The organism is Thalassospira sp., from assembly GCF_048059015.1.
Lineage (GTDB): Bacteria > Pseudomonadota > Alphaproteobacteria > Rhodospirillales > Thalassospiraceae > Thalassospira.
Window position 1 is genome coordinate 30,165 of record NZ_JBLLNT010000020.1, and the last position, 17,719, is coordinate 47,883.

Sequence of the window (17,719 nt, forward strand, 5' to 3'; positions counted from 1 at the left end):
AGCGTCTACAAATCTAGGGGCACCTCAAAGTTTTTTATGCCGCACTGAATTAAAAGTGAATATCTGGGAGGCGGCAGCGTGATTAGATTGGTACGAGACGTGCTATGTCTTGCCCCTGTTTTCTCGATCCTTTGGAGTGATAAATCATGGAATCCGTTACGACCAAGTTTGCCAAACAAACAGAGGCATTGACGTTTGAAAAATTACCCAGCGAGGTCGTTGACATAACCAAACGAGTCATAATCGACGGGCTTGGATGCGCAATTGGCGGCTTCAACAGTTCAACCGGGAAAAGTGTTCGGGATTTCGCTCAATCGACGGGTGGTACGCCAGAGGCAACCTTGTTCGGTACGAACATTAAGGTCGCCAGTTCGCCAGCAATACTGGCCAATCAAGCAATTATTCGCTATCTCGACTACAATGACTGTTTCGACATCGAATTGGGGCCGGGGCATTTGGCCGGTTGCCACCCAAGCGGCTCTTTGCCGGTAGCGTTCGCCGTCGCTGAAGCCCTCAATTCATCCGGCAAGGATATGATCGTCGCCATTGTTGCGGGATATGAAGTGATGGCGGAGCTGATCTCGCGTTACATCGAGTCGCTCCAGATGAACGCAATACACCATGGATCTGTCCACGCTTACGGCAGCGCCGCGATCGCCGGAAAACTCATGGGCCTCAACACTGAACAAATAGTCAATGCAATGGGAATCGCCGGCAGTGTCGGTGCGGGGTGCGATATTCTCGATGCCGAGGGCGAAGAGTACAACATGACCAAAAATTTAGCTGATGGCATGTTGGCTGAACGCGGCTACGTCGGGGCAATGTTGGCACAGCGCGGAATGACGGGGCCGACGCGCATTATCGAAGGGCACAAAGGATTTGCTGAAGCGTTGCTTGGCGGTTTTCAGAACTTCGACATGGATCGGCCATGGAAGTTTAGGCACCATATCCTGCAGACCGAGTTCAAGTCGATCTGCACGGAGCTGACCACACAAGGACACCTGCACGCCACGACGGAACTCGTCCGAATCCATGGCATCACGCCAGAGGCCATTGAAAAAGTTTTGATTCGAACAAACTTGCGCGCCGTTCGACATTGTGGCGATCCAATCAAGAAATATCCGCAGAATAAGGAAACCGCAGATCACAGCTCATACTTCCTGACCGCCATGGCGATCTTACATGGCAAGATTACGCCCAAGGTGTACGAAGAGAAGTACTTCTCAAACCCGAAAGTGCGCGAACTGATCGACAGAACGACGCTTGAGCATGGTGAAGAATTCGACGGACACCAGCCGGCTGCCGAGGTCACGATTTCGCTAAAGGACGGAGCCGTTCACAAGCATCTGGCGTCCCTTGAGGAGATCCTTGAGGTTAGAAAAACACTCCTCACAGATGCCGGTCTTCGCGCCAAGTTTATAGAGTGTGCTGATGGCATGATGTCGGATAGCGAAGTAGATCGGGTGATTGAGATTTGCCTCAACGTAGACAAAATGGACAACATCCAGGATCTAATGAAGGCTCTGATTATCACGCGATAACACAATAGGGCTTTGTCAGAGCAAATCGACTCGAGCAGCCAAATGGTGCCTGTCCTTATCGAGAATTACATCCGGGCGTATCGGTGATGCAGTCCGCCGAGTTTCGGGACTGAAAAGATGTCGACGATAGATCGAGTGTTTCGTCGAAGATTAGTGGCATAAGTCGCCGTTAACGTGACGATACCTTCCTTCCGACCGAGAAGCGTAAGATGCCAATCGGATCGGAACTGCGCACCCAACCTAATAGCACTGGGATTGTCAGAAGAAAACGGCTTGAGGTGCGGATCTAGCCTCCCTACCCTCGCGAGATGAAAAACCAGAACCCGTTCCGCTACTTCAAAACCTCTCCCGAAATCATCCGCCTGGCGGTGATGATGTATGTGCGGTTTCCGCTTTCGCTACGGAATGTCGAAGACCTCCTCCATGAACGCGGGATCGATATCTGCCATGAAACGGTCCGGCATTGGTGGAACCGGTTCGGCCCTATTTTCGCTTCCGAAATCAGAAAGAACCGTGTTTCGCGACTGAAGTGCTATTCCAATTGGCAATGGCACGTCGACGAGGTCTTCGTGAAGATAAATGGTGAGCAGTATTATTTGTGGCGCGCCGTCGATCACGAGGGTGAGGTACTGGAATCCTTCGTGACTAAACGCCGGGATAAGGCGGCAGCCTTGGTTTTTTTGAAGAGGGCGATGAAGCGGTATGGCAAGCCAAGGATCATCGTGCCGGACCGATTTGCTTCCTACAAAGCCACTATGAAAGAGATCAACTGTACCCGGAAACAGGCGGTCGGACGATGGCAAAACAATCGGGCTGAGAACTCACACCTCCCCTTCTGAAGACGGGAACGTGCGATGCAGCGGTTCAGGCGGATGCGAAGTCTACAGAAGTTTGTCTCTCTTCACTCTTCCGTCTACAACCACTTCAACAACGAAAGACACTTAAACTCCCGAGACCAATTCAAAATTCAACGCACTGCTGCCTTGAATGAGTGGCAGCAGCTTTGTGCTGCATAACACCCGCGACTTTCTGCTAAACTGAGACGAGTTCGCGTTCGTCTGACAGCACCGCCACCCATCCCTGACATTTCTGGATTGCCTGTTTTCTTCGGGAATAGTGTCGAGTTATCGGGGACTTGGCGATCTCATATTTCAACAGAGACGGTTAGCGACTCCAACTTCGGAGCCATGTTGTCGTTTGTCTCAATTGGCTATTTGAGGCGGTTCCCGGCACGAGCTCATCTTTGCCTTCAAGAAGGGAACGAAGCCTCACATCAACACGTTCGAGCGCGGCCAACACGGCCGCTATCGCACCAGCGTATGGGAGTACAAGGGCGTCAATATCCTGCGTGCCGGCCGGATGGACGAGTTATCGATGCATCCGACGGCAAAGCCTGTCCAGATGATCGCCGACGCAATCAAGGTCGTTTCTGGGCGCAACGACATCGTTCTCGATCATTTCGGCGGATTGGGCTCGACCCTGATTGCCGCAGACAAGACAGGCCGCAGGGGGTTCCTCTGCGAACTTGATCCCGTCTACTGCGATCGAATCATCGCCCGCTGGGAAGGCTATGCACACGACGATGCAGTTTCTCACAATGGAAGACGAACCGATGGAGGCGGCCCAAGGACTGATCCAAATCCTTCATGTTTAGGAAGGCCAACACCAGTATGGATCGCATCAAATCCCTATCGAGGCACCAAGGCATAATTGGCTATAAAGGATCTGAGCTTGTGACAGAAACCTGAAACGTACGACGTTACGGAGGTATATTCCCTTGGCAGTAAAACCCAGCCTAACTGTGCTGTTTTCGACCTTTCTCTTTGTTGCCTGCGGTTGTTCAGCTGACAGTACGCCAATCGATCTTCGTACGCTGGCACCGTCCTCTTTTCCCAACAACGCCTTTGCCTGCCCACCGCAGACATGCGCGACAAAGGCTGATATCGATAGTCCTGTCTTCAACCTATCTACCAGCGAACTTGTCGATATCGTTCGACAGGTAGTCCTTGGGCAAGAGCGGACGGAGCTGGTCAGTGTGGATGCCAACCTTAACCAGTTTGTCTTCGTGCAGCGCTCAGCCCTGTTCGGTTTTCCCGATACGATCCGAATTCAGACCGTCGATCTAACCCCGCAGAGTTCGATCATCATTTTCAGCCAATCGAATTATGGTTATTGGGATATGGGGGTGAACAAGCGTCGAGTTGAAAACTGGTTGGCTGACATTTTTTCTGCCGCCAAGTAATGCCGATGCTTAAAAAATACCGGCCTCACCTGCCCCAGTGACTGATTTGTCTTGAATGGTAGTGCATCATCCTTTTGACCTGAACCCACTAAAATGGGGCCCCTGAAGTGAGAGTTTTCTTGTTATGCTGAGGCTGGCCTCCTAGTCCCACATTTAAGAAAGAAAACGTCTGCAATTCTCGGGGCACCTCAGCGCTCACTTCTAACCAGGGCGTGGACTCATGAATGGACAATGCACGAAAGATGTCCGCTGAGGCTCCGGAAGAAGACATGTTTCTGCCTAAGCAATACCTTCCGCAGATGACCCTATGCGGAAAGAACTAAGCCGACGATAGCTCCAAGATTGAACAGGAGAATTGCGCGGTGCCTGCCATCTTGATACTGCGATGGTATGCTGGATCCGATTGTCTCTGAAGAAGCTGCCTATAGCATCTCGCGTCGCGAACGCCACTTGGTTCTGATTGCACTGTTGACGAGCGTGTTCTCATTCAGCATCTCGTTTGGCGGCATCGTGCCCTGGATGGCGTTAACGCTGGAGTCAGCCGGTACCGATCCGGTCCTTATTGGTATCGTTTCTGCGGCAAATCCCATCGGCGTCATGTTGATGGCTCCATTTGTATCGCGCATTACGCAGCGGTTTGGTTTGGCCAACTGCATGATCGTTAGCGGCATTATCGGTGTGGTTACGATCCTTATGCTACCGATGTTCGACGGCGTGACGGCGTGGATCATTCTGAGGCTTGCAAATGGTTTCGTCGGAGCAATCCCATGGGTTGTCACCGAAACCTGGATCAACGTCGTTGCGGAGAAACGCTCGCGCGGGCGTATCCTCGCGATGTACGGCGCCGTGATGTCAACCGGGTACGCGAGCGGACCACTCGTTCTCGGCTTCATCGGGATCGAAGGGTTTTTGCCTATCGTTATGTTCGTGACGCTCAGCACACTATCTTTGATACCGGTTTTCCTGATCAGAAAATTTTCACCAACACTAACGAACGAGCCTGGAATGCGCGGTTGGACACTGCTCATCGCAATGCCGACCGTTTTCGCCGCTGCGTTTCTCTCCGGCGCAGTCGATACCTCATTCTTCGCATTTCTACCGATTTGGGGTCTTCGCGTAGGTCTCGATCCTACGTTTTCGGTCACCATTCTCAGTATCTTTATCGCAGGCAATATCGTTCTTCAGATCCCGGTAGGGTGGCTCGCCGACAGGTTTGGCAGTCGCTTGTTGTTGGCTGTTTGCGGAGTAATCTGCATTGCATCACCGTTTCTGGTCTACACCACGATTCAAACACCGGTTCTAATGTCGGCAGTGTTATTTCTGTGGGGTGGCTCAGCATGGGCAACGTACACGTTGGGTCTCATCGAAATCGGACACCGCTGCCAGGGGACACAACTGACCCAGGCCAGTAGCCTTTTTGTGGTGATGTACACAGTCGCCAATATTACCGCGCCTCCATTGTCCGGAGTTGCAATGGAGACTTGGGACCCACACGGCTTCATTGCGCTTGCCGGGATGTTCGCCGTTTTGTTCACGACCATTCTGGTGTTGCGGACAAGGAGGCGCAGCGGGTAGCAGATGCAATATCGTTGCGTTGCTCAGGACAGTGGCACTCGAAACAGAGTGTTGCGGCCTGAACCTGGTATGATATCGCCTTAAACTCCGACAGCAGAATCCCGATTGCGAACGGGTTTGTTGTCTCTTTTGACCCTAAACACAACTATCGGCAAAACGGTGATCATCGTACAGATTGGTCGGCACAGTTTCAGGGTTTTCGTGCCCTGAGATGCGTCGGTCTGAGCTCACCTTGATCAAGGACCACAATCATCTTTCTCCAGACATCAACCTGACGGTCCAAAAACTGTTTTCCAACGGTTGATTCCAGCTCTTCGTGCAAGGCACCGGCGAGGTTTTCAAGTTCCCGGCGCGCCTCTTCCCTGTACCAGGCATTCCGGTCGGTGATGCGAACATCAACGAAGCCCGCCTCTTCAAGCGCCGCCTTGTAGACCTCCGCCGAGGCCAGCCCGAAATCAAGGCCTTCGGCCGAGACATAGGCTTTCATTTGCGGCGACGGGTCGCCGGAATAGCCTGCCAGCCAGTCGCTGGCTGAAAGCCAGCCGCCGGGCTTGAGGCACCGGAAGATGTCTTTTGCAAGCGTGTGCTTGTCCGCAATGTGGATGATCGAATCCTTGCTGAAAACCATGTCCAGACTGTCATCGTCGAACGGCAGCGGACCAGGTTCGACAAGACGGAAGCTTGCCTTCTCCTGCAGGTTCATCCGCGCGGAAAGCGTCTCGCAGGCCTCGATCAGATTGTCCTCGATATCGATGCCGATAATGCCGGAAACACCGTAATTGCCGGCAATGTGAAGCGTCGCACCGCCAAGCCCGCAGCCGATATCGATGGCCGACAGGCCTGTCAGATCCATGCCGTCAAGAATGCGGTCCACCTCGTCCGTGCCACCCGGCGACAGGAACCCTGCACCCCAGACCGCTTCCAACACGGCGATCATGTCGTCATCGTATTCCAGTTCGGGTTCGATATCGTCAGAGGGTGTCATCAGGTCATTCTCCGTTGTTTTCTGTGGCTAACATCAATTGGCGTCGATCCGAAGTTACACTAGATTAAGTAACTAGGGCCCGCCGCCGAAACGTCACGCTTGAGGAGAGTATCGAATGAAAATCACCCGTGTCACACCGTTTCTGGTTGGGCCGAAGCCGAGTTCGGACGGCTGGTCGCATGGGCAGATCGTCATCCTTGTGAAACTTGAAACGGATACCGGCCTTATCGGCTGGGGTGAGGCCTACGCGCTGGACATTCGGCAGCGCGCGATCTGCGAGATTATCCTCGCGCTGGGCGACGCCGTGAAGCAGATGGCGCAGGCGACTCCACGCTCGTTTCTGCACAACATTGCCAAACCGCTTGAAAGCAAGCATCCGGGCATCGATTATTCTTCGGCGGTGAGTGCTATCGAAATCGCGCTGTGGGACCTGCTGGGAAAATCTTTGGGACAGCCCGTGCACGCCCTGCTGGGCGGTGCAATCATCGACAGGATACCGGTTTATGCCAATGCCTGGGACTTCCCGACACAGGAAGCGGAGGCCGTTGCGAACCGGTGCGCCCGGATGCGGTCCGAGGGGTATCGAGCGGTCAAGATCTATCCCTTGCGGCGGCCGAAACTGGCGGATGCCGAAGCATGCCTTCGGCTGACGCGAGAAGCGGTCGGACCGGATACAGACATCATGCTTGATTTTTCGGTGCAGACCGACCCCCGGCATGCCCTGCGCGCCGCCCATCTGTTCGAACCCTATAATCCGTACTGGATCGAAGAACCGATTGCCGGCGACGATCTGGACGCCATGGCCGAATTTCGCGCCAGTATCAAAAGTCGTGTCACAACGGGCGAACGGCAAGCCGGCATTCGACACTACCGCAATGTAGTGATGAAACGGGCGGCCGATGTACTGAACCCCGATATTGCCGGAGCCGGCGGCATTCTGGAAATGCTGGATATCGGCGCCATGGCGCATGCCCACTCCGTGAAGATTTCGCCGCATAGCTGGAACAGTACGACCGTCGCCTTTCTCGCCATGCTTCATGTCTGTGCCGTGATGCCAAATTCCATCTATGCTGAGCTTTATTACGACTATCTGGAATTAGGGAACGAATTTGCCGACTGCGACTATGTGATCGAAGACGGTTACGCCAGCATGCCTCAGAAACCCGGGCTCGGCATCGAGATTGACGAAAAGGTTCTGACGGCCCTCGCGCCGTGAGCGTTCTCGTCTAGCCGCCCAGTTCCAGATCGTATTTTACGGTCTTGAATTGTACCTTGTCGCGGTCAATCTCGACATCGAGCTCACGGGCGTATCGATGGCCTTCATAGACAGCCGCGGCAATGGTCGCCGGGCCGTAACAGTCACCGATACGGCGTACGGACTTGATGCCTGCTGCTTCCAGTTTCTCGGGTTCTGAATTCAACGCGTCATACAGGCTGTCATTCGGCAGGCGCATTGTTACCGGTACGAGCGTTCCGCTGCGGTCAACCTGTTCGCCCGTCAGGTCATTGACCATCGTAACGATACCGTTGCCAACGTCTTTGACACGATGCCGGGTCAGGATCTCGACACCAAGCCCGATCAGCCGTTTTTCAATATGACCCTGTTCCAGCGTATACACGCTCCAGGACGCAACGGTTGCTGCCGGTGTCGCCAGCGTTACCTTGTAGCCTTCCTCAACCAGAAGATCGGCCATCATGCTGCCCATGTAGTAATGGTCATCGTCGAACACCACGACGTGGCCTTTCGGCGGGCGCTTGCCGTCCATGATATCGTCCGGGCTAAAGCTGGTGTCGGCGTTCGCGCCGGGCAGTGGCGCGCGCACGGCACGCCCCACACAATCCCGCCGCCAGCGAGACCCGGTCGCAATGGCGACGTGATCGGCGCTAAATTCGCGCACCTGGTCGGCCGTCAACTCGCTTTCCAGATACAGATCGACATTGGGCATCGGGGCGATTTGCCCCAGTCGGTAATCGCGCACACGGGCCCAGGCATTCAGGTTCGGCAGTGCGCTTTCCCGGGTCACACGGCCGCCGGCCTCACCCCGCGCTTCCGCCAGCGTTACCTTGTAGCCGCGCTTGCCGAGAGAATGCGTGGCTTCAAGACCGGCCGGCCCTGCACCGACCACCAGCACATGCGATTCTGAACTCCTTGGGCGCGATCTGCTCCGGGTGCCAGCTCTTGCGCCATTCCTCGCCGAATGTCGGGTTCTGCGTACACCGGCTGGGTGCGGAAACGTTATTCCACGCAGCACAGATATTACAGCCGATACATTCGCGTATATCTTCAATCCGTCCTTCCTCAACCTTCTTCGGCAGGAAGGGGTCAGCGATCGATGGCCGCGCCGCGCCGATGAGGTCAACAATACCGCGCTTGATTGCCGAAACCATTGCATCCGGCGACGTGTACCGGCCGACGGTGGATACAGGTTTCGAGGTGACCTGTTTTACGAAAGCGACATACTCTTCCTGATAGCCTTCCGGCGCGAACCTCGAGGTCATCGAATCGTTGTCCCAGTCGGCGACATTCACATCCCACATATGTGGAATTTCAGCCATCATCTCTATGGCGTCGCGGCCTTCTCCCTCCCATTCCAGGCCGTCCGGCCCCATCATCTCATCCACGGCGAAACGCGCAACCACGCCCATCGTATCACCCACGGCGTCGAGCGTGTCTTCCAGCAGTTCCCGGTACAGTCGCACGCGATTCTCGAGACTGCCGCCATATTCATCCGTACGCTGGTTGTGCCGACGCGCAAGGAAGTGAGACGGCATGGTACCGTCATGTCCCGCATAGACAACGACGATGTCGAACCCGGCTTTTCGCGCGCGCAGGGCGGCGTCGCGATGCCAGCGACGGTAGGCGCGAATATCTTCCCGGTCCATGGCGCGGGCCTGAACTGGATGGTTCAGCCAGGTCACCGGTCGATCCATCGGACCGATCGGCACTTCCCGGCTGTAAAGGTTGCCCGTGTCGTGGCCGTTATGGACGAGTTCTACTGCGGCAAGCCCGCCGTGCTTGTGAACTTCGTTGCACATGCCGGCCAGATACGGAATGTCCGTGTCATCCCACAGCTTGGTTTCACAATAGGAGGTGGTGTCAGCTGTCGGGTGAAAGTCACATTGTTCCGTAGAGACAATGCCCCAGCCGCCTTCGGCTTTCATGCCGCGCATCGCGACCATGCTATCCGGGTGAAGACGCCCCATGCCGTTACAGTGAGGAACCTGATAGAACCGGTTCTTGGTGGTTACCGGACCAATCTTAACAGGTTCGAACAGGATGTCGTAGCGGGGATCTCTGGGCATGCGGCTCTCGCTTCAATTGTCGTTAGTTGTCGTTCACGGGATTCTTGGCCATTTTCATGATGTCGCCAGCCCGGCCAGGGAACATGGTTGAAAGCAAGGTTCCTGCTACAATTCGAGCATCTTTAGCAGACATATGCGACGAGGAATAATACAGCCGAATCCAGACGCCTTCGACGATCGTTTCAAGGGTCTGCGCAACCGTTTTAGGCGTCCAGGCCGTCTTCTCCATATGTTTCTTTGCGTCTTCACACAAAGATAGCAAAACAGCCTGTCGTTCGTCGTCAAACTGCTCATATATCTCGTTCAGATTCGCTTGTCTGGAGGCTGCCGGCCAGAAAGAGTTCCAGAATGCCATATCCTGTTGCGTCAACAGTTTCGAATCCATCGAAGCAAATACAAGGGTTGCAATGCGATCGACTGGATCAGGGCCGACTTCTGAAAGGGTATCCGTCCATGTCTTTCTGTAATCATCCAAACGAGACCGGAAGGCTTCATAGAGTAACGTCTGCTTATTCTTGAAGTAGAAAACAGCAGTGCCTTGCGACAAACCGGATGCCTTGGCGACGGTTGCGAGGGTCGTCGCAGACAAGCCGTGTTCCACGATAGATTGAATGGCAGCATCGATGAGCTGTTTACGCCGACGATTGGCGTTATCGACGTTCTCGCCTTTCGGCCTGCCAACCCGTGATGTTTTCATTGTTATCTCAAGTCCACAGATTGATTTTCAGGAACTGACACCAATACCTAGGCACAGCTTTCACCGGCGGGACCCTAGCAGTGAAAAATACACTCTGAAAATAGATTTATTTGAGTGAACGCTCATTTTAATTAATTGACTCACGCGTAAAAAGGAAAATAGTCTTTTTTAGGAGCCAGCTTTTTTAAGTTTGCCAAGAACAGGGAGACACAAAGATGTCGAAGAAAGAAATGACCGTCGATGAAATGATGGAAAAAGCGGCAGAGGGAAAGTTGTCGCGTCGTCAGTTTAGTCAGTTGCTGGGGGCAGCAGGGGTGTCGCTGGTTGCAATGCCAATGTTTTCACGTTCCACCGAAGCCGCTGGCGAGGAAGCATTCTATTTTACCTGGGGCGGATACGACGTTCCCGAGCTTCTGGGCTATTACCAGGAAAAGCACGGCGCGCTGCCGGACATGGCGCCTTATGCCAGCAGTAGTGAAGCTTTAACGAAAGTTCAGGCCGGGTTTGAGGTCGATGTCCTGCATCCCTGCAATACCAATATCGGCACGTGGATTGACGCCGGTGTGGTTCAGCCCTTCGACTTATCCAAGCTGCCGAATTGGCCGGACATGATTCCGTCGCTTACGGAAATCGGGCATCGAGGCGACGATCACTACTTCGCCGCCATGGACTGGGGCCAGAACTCTATTACCTACCGTACCGACCTTGTCGATCTGAAGAACGGGGAGGAATCCTGGGGTCTTCTCTGGGACGAGCGCTATGCAGGAAAGATCGGTATTCTTGCAAATGAAGGCGACACCTGGTGGTGCGCCGCCATTTATGCAGGCATCCCGTTCGAGGAAATCCACACGGAAGAAAATATCGAGAAAGTGGCGGAACTCCTGAGAAAACAGCAGCCGCTGGTTCTGGCTTACTACGATGACGTGACGACCATGGAACAGTCGCTGGCGTCCGGTGAGCTTGTCGCCGCCATGACCTGGAACGAAACACCGACACGGCTGAAAAAGGAAGGCGTGCCAGTGAAGTTCGCCAACCCCAAGGAAGGGGCGCTGACCTGGGTCTGCGGGGCCGTCATCCATGCAGAGGCAAAGCATCTCGACAAGGCGCATGACGTCATCAACTCGTTGATCAGCCCCGAATCCGGGCGGTTCCTGATCGATGACTACGGTTATGGTCATTCGAATACGAAAGCGTTTGATCTGGTCAGCGAGGAACGGCTTGCAGAACTGGGTCTGAGCAGAAATCCGACAGAGCTGTTACAGTCCGGCAAGTACCAGACAGAGATGACGGTCGAGTTTCAGAGCAAGACAGCCTCGCTGTTCTCGGAAATCAAGGCCGGTTTCTAGTCAGTTACTATCTCGAAACGAACGTAACCTTGCCCACCGCATGATTGTATGCGGTGGGTGCGGTTTGCGATAAGGAGGACCCATATGCCGATCCAAACTCTCGACAAGGATGTTGATGCCGCCGAAGTCGTATCAATTCTTCGTCGCGATGGCGCTGTAATCGTCAAGAACCTTGTTGATGATACCGTTGTGGATGCCGTTCGCGCTGAACTCCGTCCGGAACTGGATGCGCAAGGGCTTGCATCGGAAAGCAATTTCAACGGATCGCTGACAAACCGCATCAGCAAGGTGCTGGCCGTCGCGCCGAGCGCCGCCGCAATCGTCGATCATGACATGGTTGTCGATGTTGCAAACGAAATCCTTTTACCGCATTGCGCCAATTATCACATCGGCAGCATGACGGCGATCGAGATTCTGCCCGGCGAAGGAGCCCAGGCACTGCATCGTGACGACACACCGTTTCCGATCGATCACGCCGGCATGGAACTTCAGATTGGCGTCATGTGGTCACTTGAGGATTTTACAGAAGAAAATGGCGGCACGCGCGTCGTCCTCGGCAGCCACCGGTTCCTTCGGGCCTGGCATCTGCCGCATCTTGATAGTTGGGAATCTGCGGTAATGCCCAAGGGCTCGGCCCTGTTTTATCTGGGATCAATGTGGCATGGCGGCGGAGCAAACAGAAGCAATGCGCCCCGTATGGGCCTGATCAATGTTTACTCCCTTGGCTGGCTGCGGCAGGAATCAAACCAGTATTTGAACCATCCGCCGGAAGTCGCCGCCAGGTTTTCACCGCGTTTGCGAGCCCTGCTGGGCTATACACCGCATGGAAAAGGCGACGATCAATGCGGCTCCTACCGTGGTGACTGCCCGGCATGGGTAGCCGAGCCCCCGGTTCCGGCCTGGGGCGGAAACCGCGGCGGATATGTAGGGACCGCTGAAGATGTGAAAGCACAAGCCGGTGTATGATACGAAACCGGGCGTACCCGGAATCCACTCACTTGATAGGGGAACTCAATCGAATGAATGATCCCTGCGCAGGGTGGGAGTAAAGGCGCTGTATTCGAACAAGGATGTCATCATCGTTGGTGCCGGGGCGGCGGGTTTGTCGGCAGCGAAAGAGTTATCGAGGCTTGGCCTGACATATAAGGTGCTGGAAGCCTCGCACAGGATCGGCGGCCGCGCTTATTCTGAAGAAATTGCACCCGACGAATGGTTCGACTTGGGTTGCGCCTGGCTGGTTGGCGGCGATTCCAACCCTTTCGTAAAAATCGCGGACGAATTGGGCATTGCACTTTCAAGAGACAAGAGCGATCGATTCCTGCTCCGTAATCATCGCTTCTACCGCGACGGAAACACTCTGAACCCCGACGAGCAAGCCGCCTGCATCCAATACTATACGGATTGCTACAACGCCATTGCAAAGGCTGGTGAGCAAGGCCGCGATGTTGCCATCAGTGACGTGATCGATATGGATCATGAATATGCGCCGCCCTTTCTGACCGCTATCGGCACGGCCTGGGGAATGGATGTCGATCAGGTGTCGACAGCAGACTCAGCGTCAACGAAAGGCGAACTTGGGCATCAGGCTCTGCGCGGCTACGGCAATCTGGTCGCCGCGTGGGGGCGCGATGTTGATGTGAGCCTTAATTGTCGTGTTGAAAAAATCGACTGGTCCGGAAGCGTCGTGAAGCTGGAGACGCCGAAGGGAACGGTTTCCGGTCGATGCGCCTTGATTACCGTATCAACAGGGTTTCTCGGTTCAGGCGAACTTGGCTTCTCGCCCGGACTGCCGGACTGGAAGGCAGAAGCGATACACAATCTGCCGATGGGAACTGAGAACAAGATCGGTGTTCGTTTTGACAAGGATATTTTTGGCGATGATGGCCGGGCCCATGTTACGACATGGAGAACGGACGGACATGCGGGGAAAGTTGATGCCAGTGTCATGGGGCTCAACACGGCATCGGTCTTCGTTGGCGGGCGCCTTGGGGTTTGGCTGGAAAAGCAGGGCAGGCAGGCTTTGCAAGAATTTGCGATAGATCGTATGGCGGATATCTTCGGCAACGGTATTCGCAAGCATGCCGACCGTTGCATTGCAACGGCCTGGGAATCGGAGCCCTGGACACGCGGGTCTTGGGCCTGCGCCAGACCGGGACATGCTGACAAAAGAACTGATCTGGCGCGCCCCATCAATGACTTGCTGTTTTTTGCGGGTGAAGCCACTGTCTACGGCGGGCAAGGCACCTGCAATGGTGCCTACGAATCCGGCATTCGGGCCGCAGAAGAAATCGCCCGAACATTGTCGAGAGAAAATGTATGATAGAGGGACATCATTTTCTTGGCATCGGACGTGTTATCAAAACCAATGGTCTGAACGACGCGTTGGTCCGGGTCGCAAGGGTTGAACTGCATGGCCGTTGATACCGCTTCTTCGATTGCAACCGGCCGAAAAGCCGCGCCAAACAGCGATCGCTTCAGCATGTCACAGGAAACGCGACGTGGGCTGACGCTGCTCTCGCCGACACTGATCCTGTTGGTGCTGACACTCGCCCTGCCCGTCCTTGTCCTGATCGGACTCAGTTTCTGGACCCAGGTCGGGATGACCCTGACGCCTGGCTTCACGCTGGAAAACTACGACGCGTTTTTCGAGAATTTATCGGCTGGTTCTGCTGCGCTCGATAGAGAACTCGGCAATGGTCGCGTTTTTGACGGTGATCCTAGCCTATCCTGCAGCGTATTTCATTGCCTTCAAGGTCAGAAAGCGGAAGATGCTCTGGCTTATCCTGATAACCCTGCCTTTCTGGACAAGCTATCTGCTTCGCGTTTTCGCATGGAAGATCATTCTCGGCTACAACGGGGTTATCAATTCAGGTCTAATCTCAATCGGCCTGATTGACGAGCCGCTGACATTCCTGCTGAACAACCGTGAAGCGGTTGTCATCACGCTTGCGCATGCCTGGGCGGCCTTTGCGGTTTTACCGATTTACGTGTCGCTGGAAAAGATAAACCGCTCGCTTCTGGAAGCTTCAGCCGACCTGGGAGAAAGCCCGTTCTGGAGCTTCCTGCGGGTAACCCTTCCCCTGTCATTGCCCGGCGTCACGGCGGCGTTTCTGCTGGTCTTCATCCCAACCGTTGGTGACTACGTTACGCCGAAACTGGTCGGCGGCAACAACGGCGTGATGATCGGCAATTTGGTTCAGACGCAGTTCGGACGAGGAAACAACTGGCCGCTTGGCGCTGCAATCTCGATCATTTCAATGATGACGATAACAGCCGTCGTCTGCGGCGTTCTGCTGTTGATGCATCAGATCAAAAAGAGGTTGGCATGAGGATCGGCGGCAAGAAACTACCCTTCTCTCTGGCCGGCTCCTACACCGTCATTTATCTGGCGTTCCTGTACATTCCGGTTCTGTTTCTGCCGTTGTTCTCGTTCAACGATGCAATCTATATCGCCTTTCCGCTGGAGGAGTTTACCCTGCAGTGGTACGAGGAAATGTCGGAAAGTACGGCCCTTCTGAATGCGCTGGAAAACAGCGTCAAGGTCGGCGTGGTCGTCTCGATCATTTCAACGATTCTCGGAACCATGGCGGCAAAGGCGTTCACGCGCTATTCGATCCCCTATAACCGGTCGCTGAAGGGATTCATCACGATCCCCCTGGTGATTCCATTAATTATCCTCGGTATTTCACTGCTGGTCGTGTTCAGCCAGGCCAACGTGCCGCTCACCCTGATAACCATCGGGGTCGGTCATGTCGTGATCTGTGTGCCATTCTCCATGCTGGTGATGATGTCTCGTCTGGAAGGATTTGATAAGGGTTTGGAAGAAGCATCCCAGGATCTGGGTGAAACCCCCTGGATGACCTTTTGGCGATTGACCTTCCCGCTTTCGCTGCCGGGAATTGTCTCCAGCCTGCTTCTATGCTTCACGATCTCGTTCGATGAGTTCATCCTGGCCTTCTTCCTGTCAGGCGACGAACCGACCCTGCCGATCTACATTTGGAGCCAGTTGCGGTTCCCCACCAAGCTGCCGAGCGTGCTGGCGCTGGGGTCCTGCATTCTGGTGGTCAGCATTTTTGTTGTTGTCTTCGCCGAGTGGTTTAGGCGGCTGGGAACACAACCCTCTGATTTAGGAAACGACTGAAATGAATGATGAGAGCTTCATCTCCATACAGAACCTCTCCAAGCGTTTTGGCCCGGTCAAGGCGGTAGACGATGTGTCTATCAATATCAGGCGAGGCGAGTTTTTCTCGCTTCTCGGGCCGTCGGGCTGCGGCAAGACAACACTGATGCGGATCATTGCCGGGTTTGAAGAGGCGAGTTCAGGCGATGTCTTCATCGACGGTCAGCCCATGGGGTATACACCGCCGCACAAACGGCCGGTCAACATGGTGTTCCAGAACTACGCGATTTTTCCGCATTTGACCGTCCAGCAGAACATCGCCTACGGCCTGCGCAAGGACAAGCTGCCGAAGGATCAGATGACCCGGATGGTCGAGGAGGCGCTGGAAATGATCAAGCTGCCGGGCTATGGCTCGCGTGGTGCGCATCAACTTTCCGGCGGCCAGAGACAGCGTATCGCGCTGGCGCGCGCCCTGATCAAGAAGCCGAAGGTACTGCTGCTGGACGAGCCGCTGGGGGCGCTGGACAAGAAACTGCGCGAACAGATGCAGCTTGAATTGAGAGAGTTGCAGAAAAGCGTCGGCATCACCTTCATTTTCGTGACCCATGATCAGGAAGAAGCCATGACCATGTCTGACCGGATCGCCGTGATGAGCGAAGGTCAGGTGCTGGAAGTTGGTGCACCGCCTCAATTGTATCACCACCCAAGAACACACTTCGTGGCTGATTTCCTGGGATCGATGAATTTCTTTGATGGTAAAATCCGCGATATATCCAACGACATGGCACACGTGGATACTGAACATCTTGGGATGATCCTGGTGAAGAAAGGTGATCTACCGGTCTCGCAAGGCGATAAGGTCGTTGTCGCGCTTAGGCCGGAGCACATTTCTGTTTCAAATCAGAAAGCGGAAGGTGAAACGAACACTGTTGGTGGTCAGATCGCAAATGCGGCCTTCCTGGGAGACCGTTCGCATATCTATGTCTCAGTGAATGGCGGCAGCAATACTGTCATGGCATTGATGCAGAATGTGGAAGGTACGGTCTCGGAGTTTGGTGGGCAAAAAAGTGATGTCTGGCTGAATTGGAGCTATGAAGCAGGCATTCTTCTGCCGATGGTCGAGCAATAAAACCTTTGGAGTGAGTGAAATTGAGACGGCGCACCGTAATTGGCAGCCTCATCCTGTGTCTGTTTCTTGTTATTGGCGGCATCGTTACCTACGAGGCATACGATGCACACCAGATTCGAATGAACCTGCTTCTGAACTGTAGCACCTGCGATGAAAGGAAGGCCAATCAACTCCGATCAAGGAATACCCTTATCGAGCAAAGCGACACAGATGTGATAGCTGATCAATAGTCTAACCAGAAAATATCGGACTCTTTTGTCTACTTCGGTTCACCAATAACTTACCACTATAGATATTCAGAACGAAATAGTTGCACTGGCCGTTGCGTAGTGCTGTTTCTGCTTATGGCACGACCCGGACCCTAGATTCCTCATGACTCCTGGTTGTTTAGCCCTCGGACGTGGACATTCCTAGTCGATCAATGGTTTTAGCCGCAGGCTGTACTCCTCTCTACAAAGAAAAGGGGGCAGCAATGAGCAGCCATGATTTCGAGTTTGTTCCGTGGAACTAGGGGAAGATTACTGGTCGGAAACCACCGATTCGGCCCAAGCACGTATGGGCAATCAGAACGAAGTTGCAATTGGCGAAGAAGTATCGAGATCTCGCTATGTTCAATCTGGCGATCGATAGCAAGCTTCGGGGATGTGATGTCGTCGCTCTCAAGGTCGAAGACATCGCACCAAATGGATACGCGATCGACAGCGCGCCACAGGTAATGGTGTCGCCATTGATCTTCATGAAGACCTCGTCCACATCCCACTGCCAGTTGGAATAATCGGGC

The 17,719-nt window shown here is 54.3% G+C and carries 16 protein-coding genes and 1 pseudogene; 13 read left to right on the top strand and 4 right to left on the bottom strand.

What is annotated here, in order from left to right; translation table 11 throughout:
- Positions 1-146 precede the first annotated feature (146 nt).
- The 5 genes and pseudogenes from ACMZ66_RS20805 (at position 147) to ACMZ66_RS20825 (ending at position 5,358) form a co-directional block, all read left to right on the top strand.
- Positions 147-1,541: an MmgE/PrpD family protein gene (locus ACMZ66_RS20805; protein ID WP_416940270.1), complete on the top strand. Its 1,395-nt coding sequence runs from the start codon at positions 147-149 to the stop codon at positions 1,539-1,541.
- A gap of 308 nt (positions 1,542-1,849) precedes the next feature.
- A pseudogene (locus ACMZ66_RS20810) lies at positions 1,850-2,557 on the top strand (IS6 family transposase).
- 223 nt (positions 2,558-2,780) lie between these two features.
- Positions 2,781-3,251: a DNA methyltransferase gene (locus tag ACMZ66_RS20815; protein ID WP_416940347.1), complete on the top strand. Its 471-nt coding sequence runs from the start codon at positions 2,781-2,783 to the stop codon at positions 3,249-3,251.
- Positions 3,252-3,318: 67 nt separating this feature from the next.
- Positions 3,319-3,783, top strand: a complete 465-nt coding sequence (locus tag ACMZ66_RS20820) for a DUF1499 domain-containing protein (protein ID WP_416940272.1) — start codon at positions 3,319-3,321, stop codon at positions 3,781-3,783.
- A gap of 390 nt (positions 3,784-4,173) precedes the next feature.
- Positions 4,174-5,358 carry an MFS transporter gene (locus ACMZ66_RS20825; protein ID WP_416940274.1) on the top strand — a complete coding sequence of 395 codons (1,185 nt, stop codon included), beginning with the start codon at positions 4,174-4,176 and terminating at the stop codon, positions 5,356-5,358.
- Positions 5,359-5,548: 190 nt separating this feature from the next.
- Here the strand turns inward: ACMZ66_RS20825 and ACMZ66_RS20830 are convergent, their stop codons facing one another.
- On the bottom strand, positions 5,549-6,343 hold the full coding sequence (locus tag ACMZ66_RS20830; protein ID WP_416940276.1) for a methyltransferase domain-containing protein: 795 nt from the start codon (positions 6,341-6,343) through the stop codon (positions 5,549-5,551).
- 115 nt (positions 6,344-6,458) lie between these two features.
- Here ACMZ66_RS20830 and ACMZ66_RS20835 point away from each other — a divergent pair, with 115 nt between their 5' ends.
- Complete coding sequence (locus ACMZ66_RS20835; protein WP_416940277.1) at positions 6,459-7,559, top strand: mandelate racemase/muconate lactonizing enzyme family protein; 1,101 nt, start codon at positions 6,459-6,461, stop codon at positions 7,557-7,559.
- Between the two features lie 10 nt (positions 7,560-7,569).
- Here the strand turns inward: ACMZ66_RS20835 and ACMZ66_RS20840 are convergent, their stop codons facing one another.
- From ACMZ66_RS20840 to ACMZ66_RS20850, 3 genes are read right to left on the bottom strand one after another with little or no spacing between them, the layout of a single operon-like run.
- Complete coding sequence (locus tag ACMZ66_RS20840) at positions 7,570-8,475, bottom strand: FAD-dependent oxidoreductase (protein ID WP_416940279.1); 906 nt, start codon at positions 8,473-8,475, stop codon at positions 7,570-7,572.
- Positions 8,441-9,646, bottom strand: a complete 1,206-nt coding sequence (locus tag ACMZ66_RS20845) for a hypothetical protein (RefSeq protein ID WP_416940280.1) — start codon at positions 9,644-9,646, stop codon at positions 8,441-8,443. Before ACMZ66_RS20845 ends, ACMZ66_RS20840 begins: the two co-directional genes overlap by 35 nt.
- A 22-nt stretch (positions 9,647-9,668) precedes the next feature.
- On the bottom strand, positions 9,669-10,343 hold the full coding sequence (locus ACMZ66_RS20850) for a TetR family transcriptional regulator C-terminal domain-containing protein (protein WP_416940281.1): 675 nt from the start codon (positions 10,341-10,343) through the stop codon (positions 9,669-9,671).
- Positions 10,344-10,558: 215 nt separating this feature from the next.
- Here ACMZ66_RS20850 and ACMZ66_RS20855 point away from each other — a divergent pair, with 215 nt between their 5' ends.
- The 7 genes from ACMZ66_RS20855 to ACMZ66_RS20885 all read left to right on the top strand — a co-directional run bounded on the left by ACMZ66_RS20855 (position 10,559) and on the right by ACMZ66_RS20885 (position 16,938).
- The gene (locus ACMZ66_RS20855; protein WP_416940283.1) at positions 10,559-11,689 is read left to right on the top strand and encodes an ABC transporter substrate-binding protein; all 1,131 of its coding nucleotides are present in this window, start codon (positions 10,559-10,561) and stop codon (positions 11,687-11,689) included.
- A gap of 84 nt (positions 11,690-11,773) precedes the next feature.
- Complete coding sequence (locus ACMZ66_RS20860; RefSeq protein WP_416940285.1) at positions 11,774-12,655, top strand: phytanoyl-CoA dioxygenase family protein; 882 nt, start codon at positions 11,774-11,776, stop codon at positions 12,653-12,655.
- 73 nt (positions 12,656-12,728) lie between these two features.
- Positions 12,729-14,009: a flavin monoamine oxidase family protein gene (locus tag ACMZ66_RS20865; RefSeq protein WP_416940287.1), complete on the top strand. Its 1,281-nt coding sequence runs from the start codon at positions 12,729-12,731 to the stop codon at positions 14,007-14,009.
- 90 nt (positions 14,010-14,099) lie between these two features.
- Entirely contained in the window at positions 14,100-14,585 is a 486-nt protein-coding gene (locus ACMZ66_RS20870; protein ID WP_416940288.1) for a hypothetical protein, read from the top strand.
- Positions 14,473-15,018: an ABC transporter permease gene (locus ACMZ66_RS20875; RefSeq protein ID WP_416940349.1), complete on the top strand. Its 546-nt coding sequence runs from the start codon at positions 14,473-14,475 to the stop codon at positions 15,016-15,018. Before ACMZ66_RS20870 ends, ACMZ66_RS20875 begins: the two co-directional genes overlap by 113 nt.
- Positions 15,015-15,830 carry an ABC transporter permease gene (locus tag ACMZ66_RS20880; protein WP_416940290.1) on the top strand — a complete coding sequence of 272 codons (816 nt, stop codon included), beginning with the start codon at positions 15,015-15,017 and terminating at the stop codon, positions 15,828-15,830. The genes ACMZ66_RS20875 and ACMZ66_RS20880 overlap by 4 nt, the downstream gene beginning before the upstream one ends.
- Before the next feature lies 1 nt (position 15,831).
- On the top strand, positions 15,832-16,938 hold the full coding sequence (locus tag ACMZ66_RS20885) for an ABC transporter ATP-binding protein (protein WP_416940292.1): 1,107 nt from the start codon (positions 15,832-15,834) through the stop codon (positions 16,936-16,938).
- Positions 16,939-17,719 lie beyond the last annotated feature (781 nt).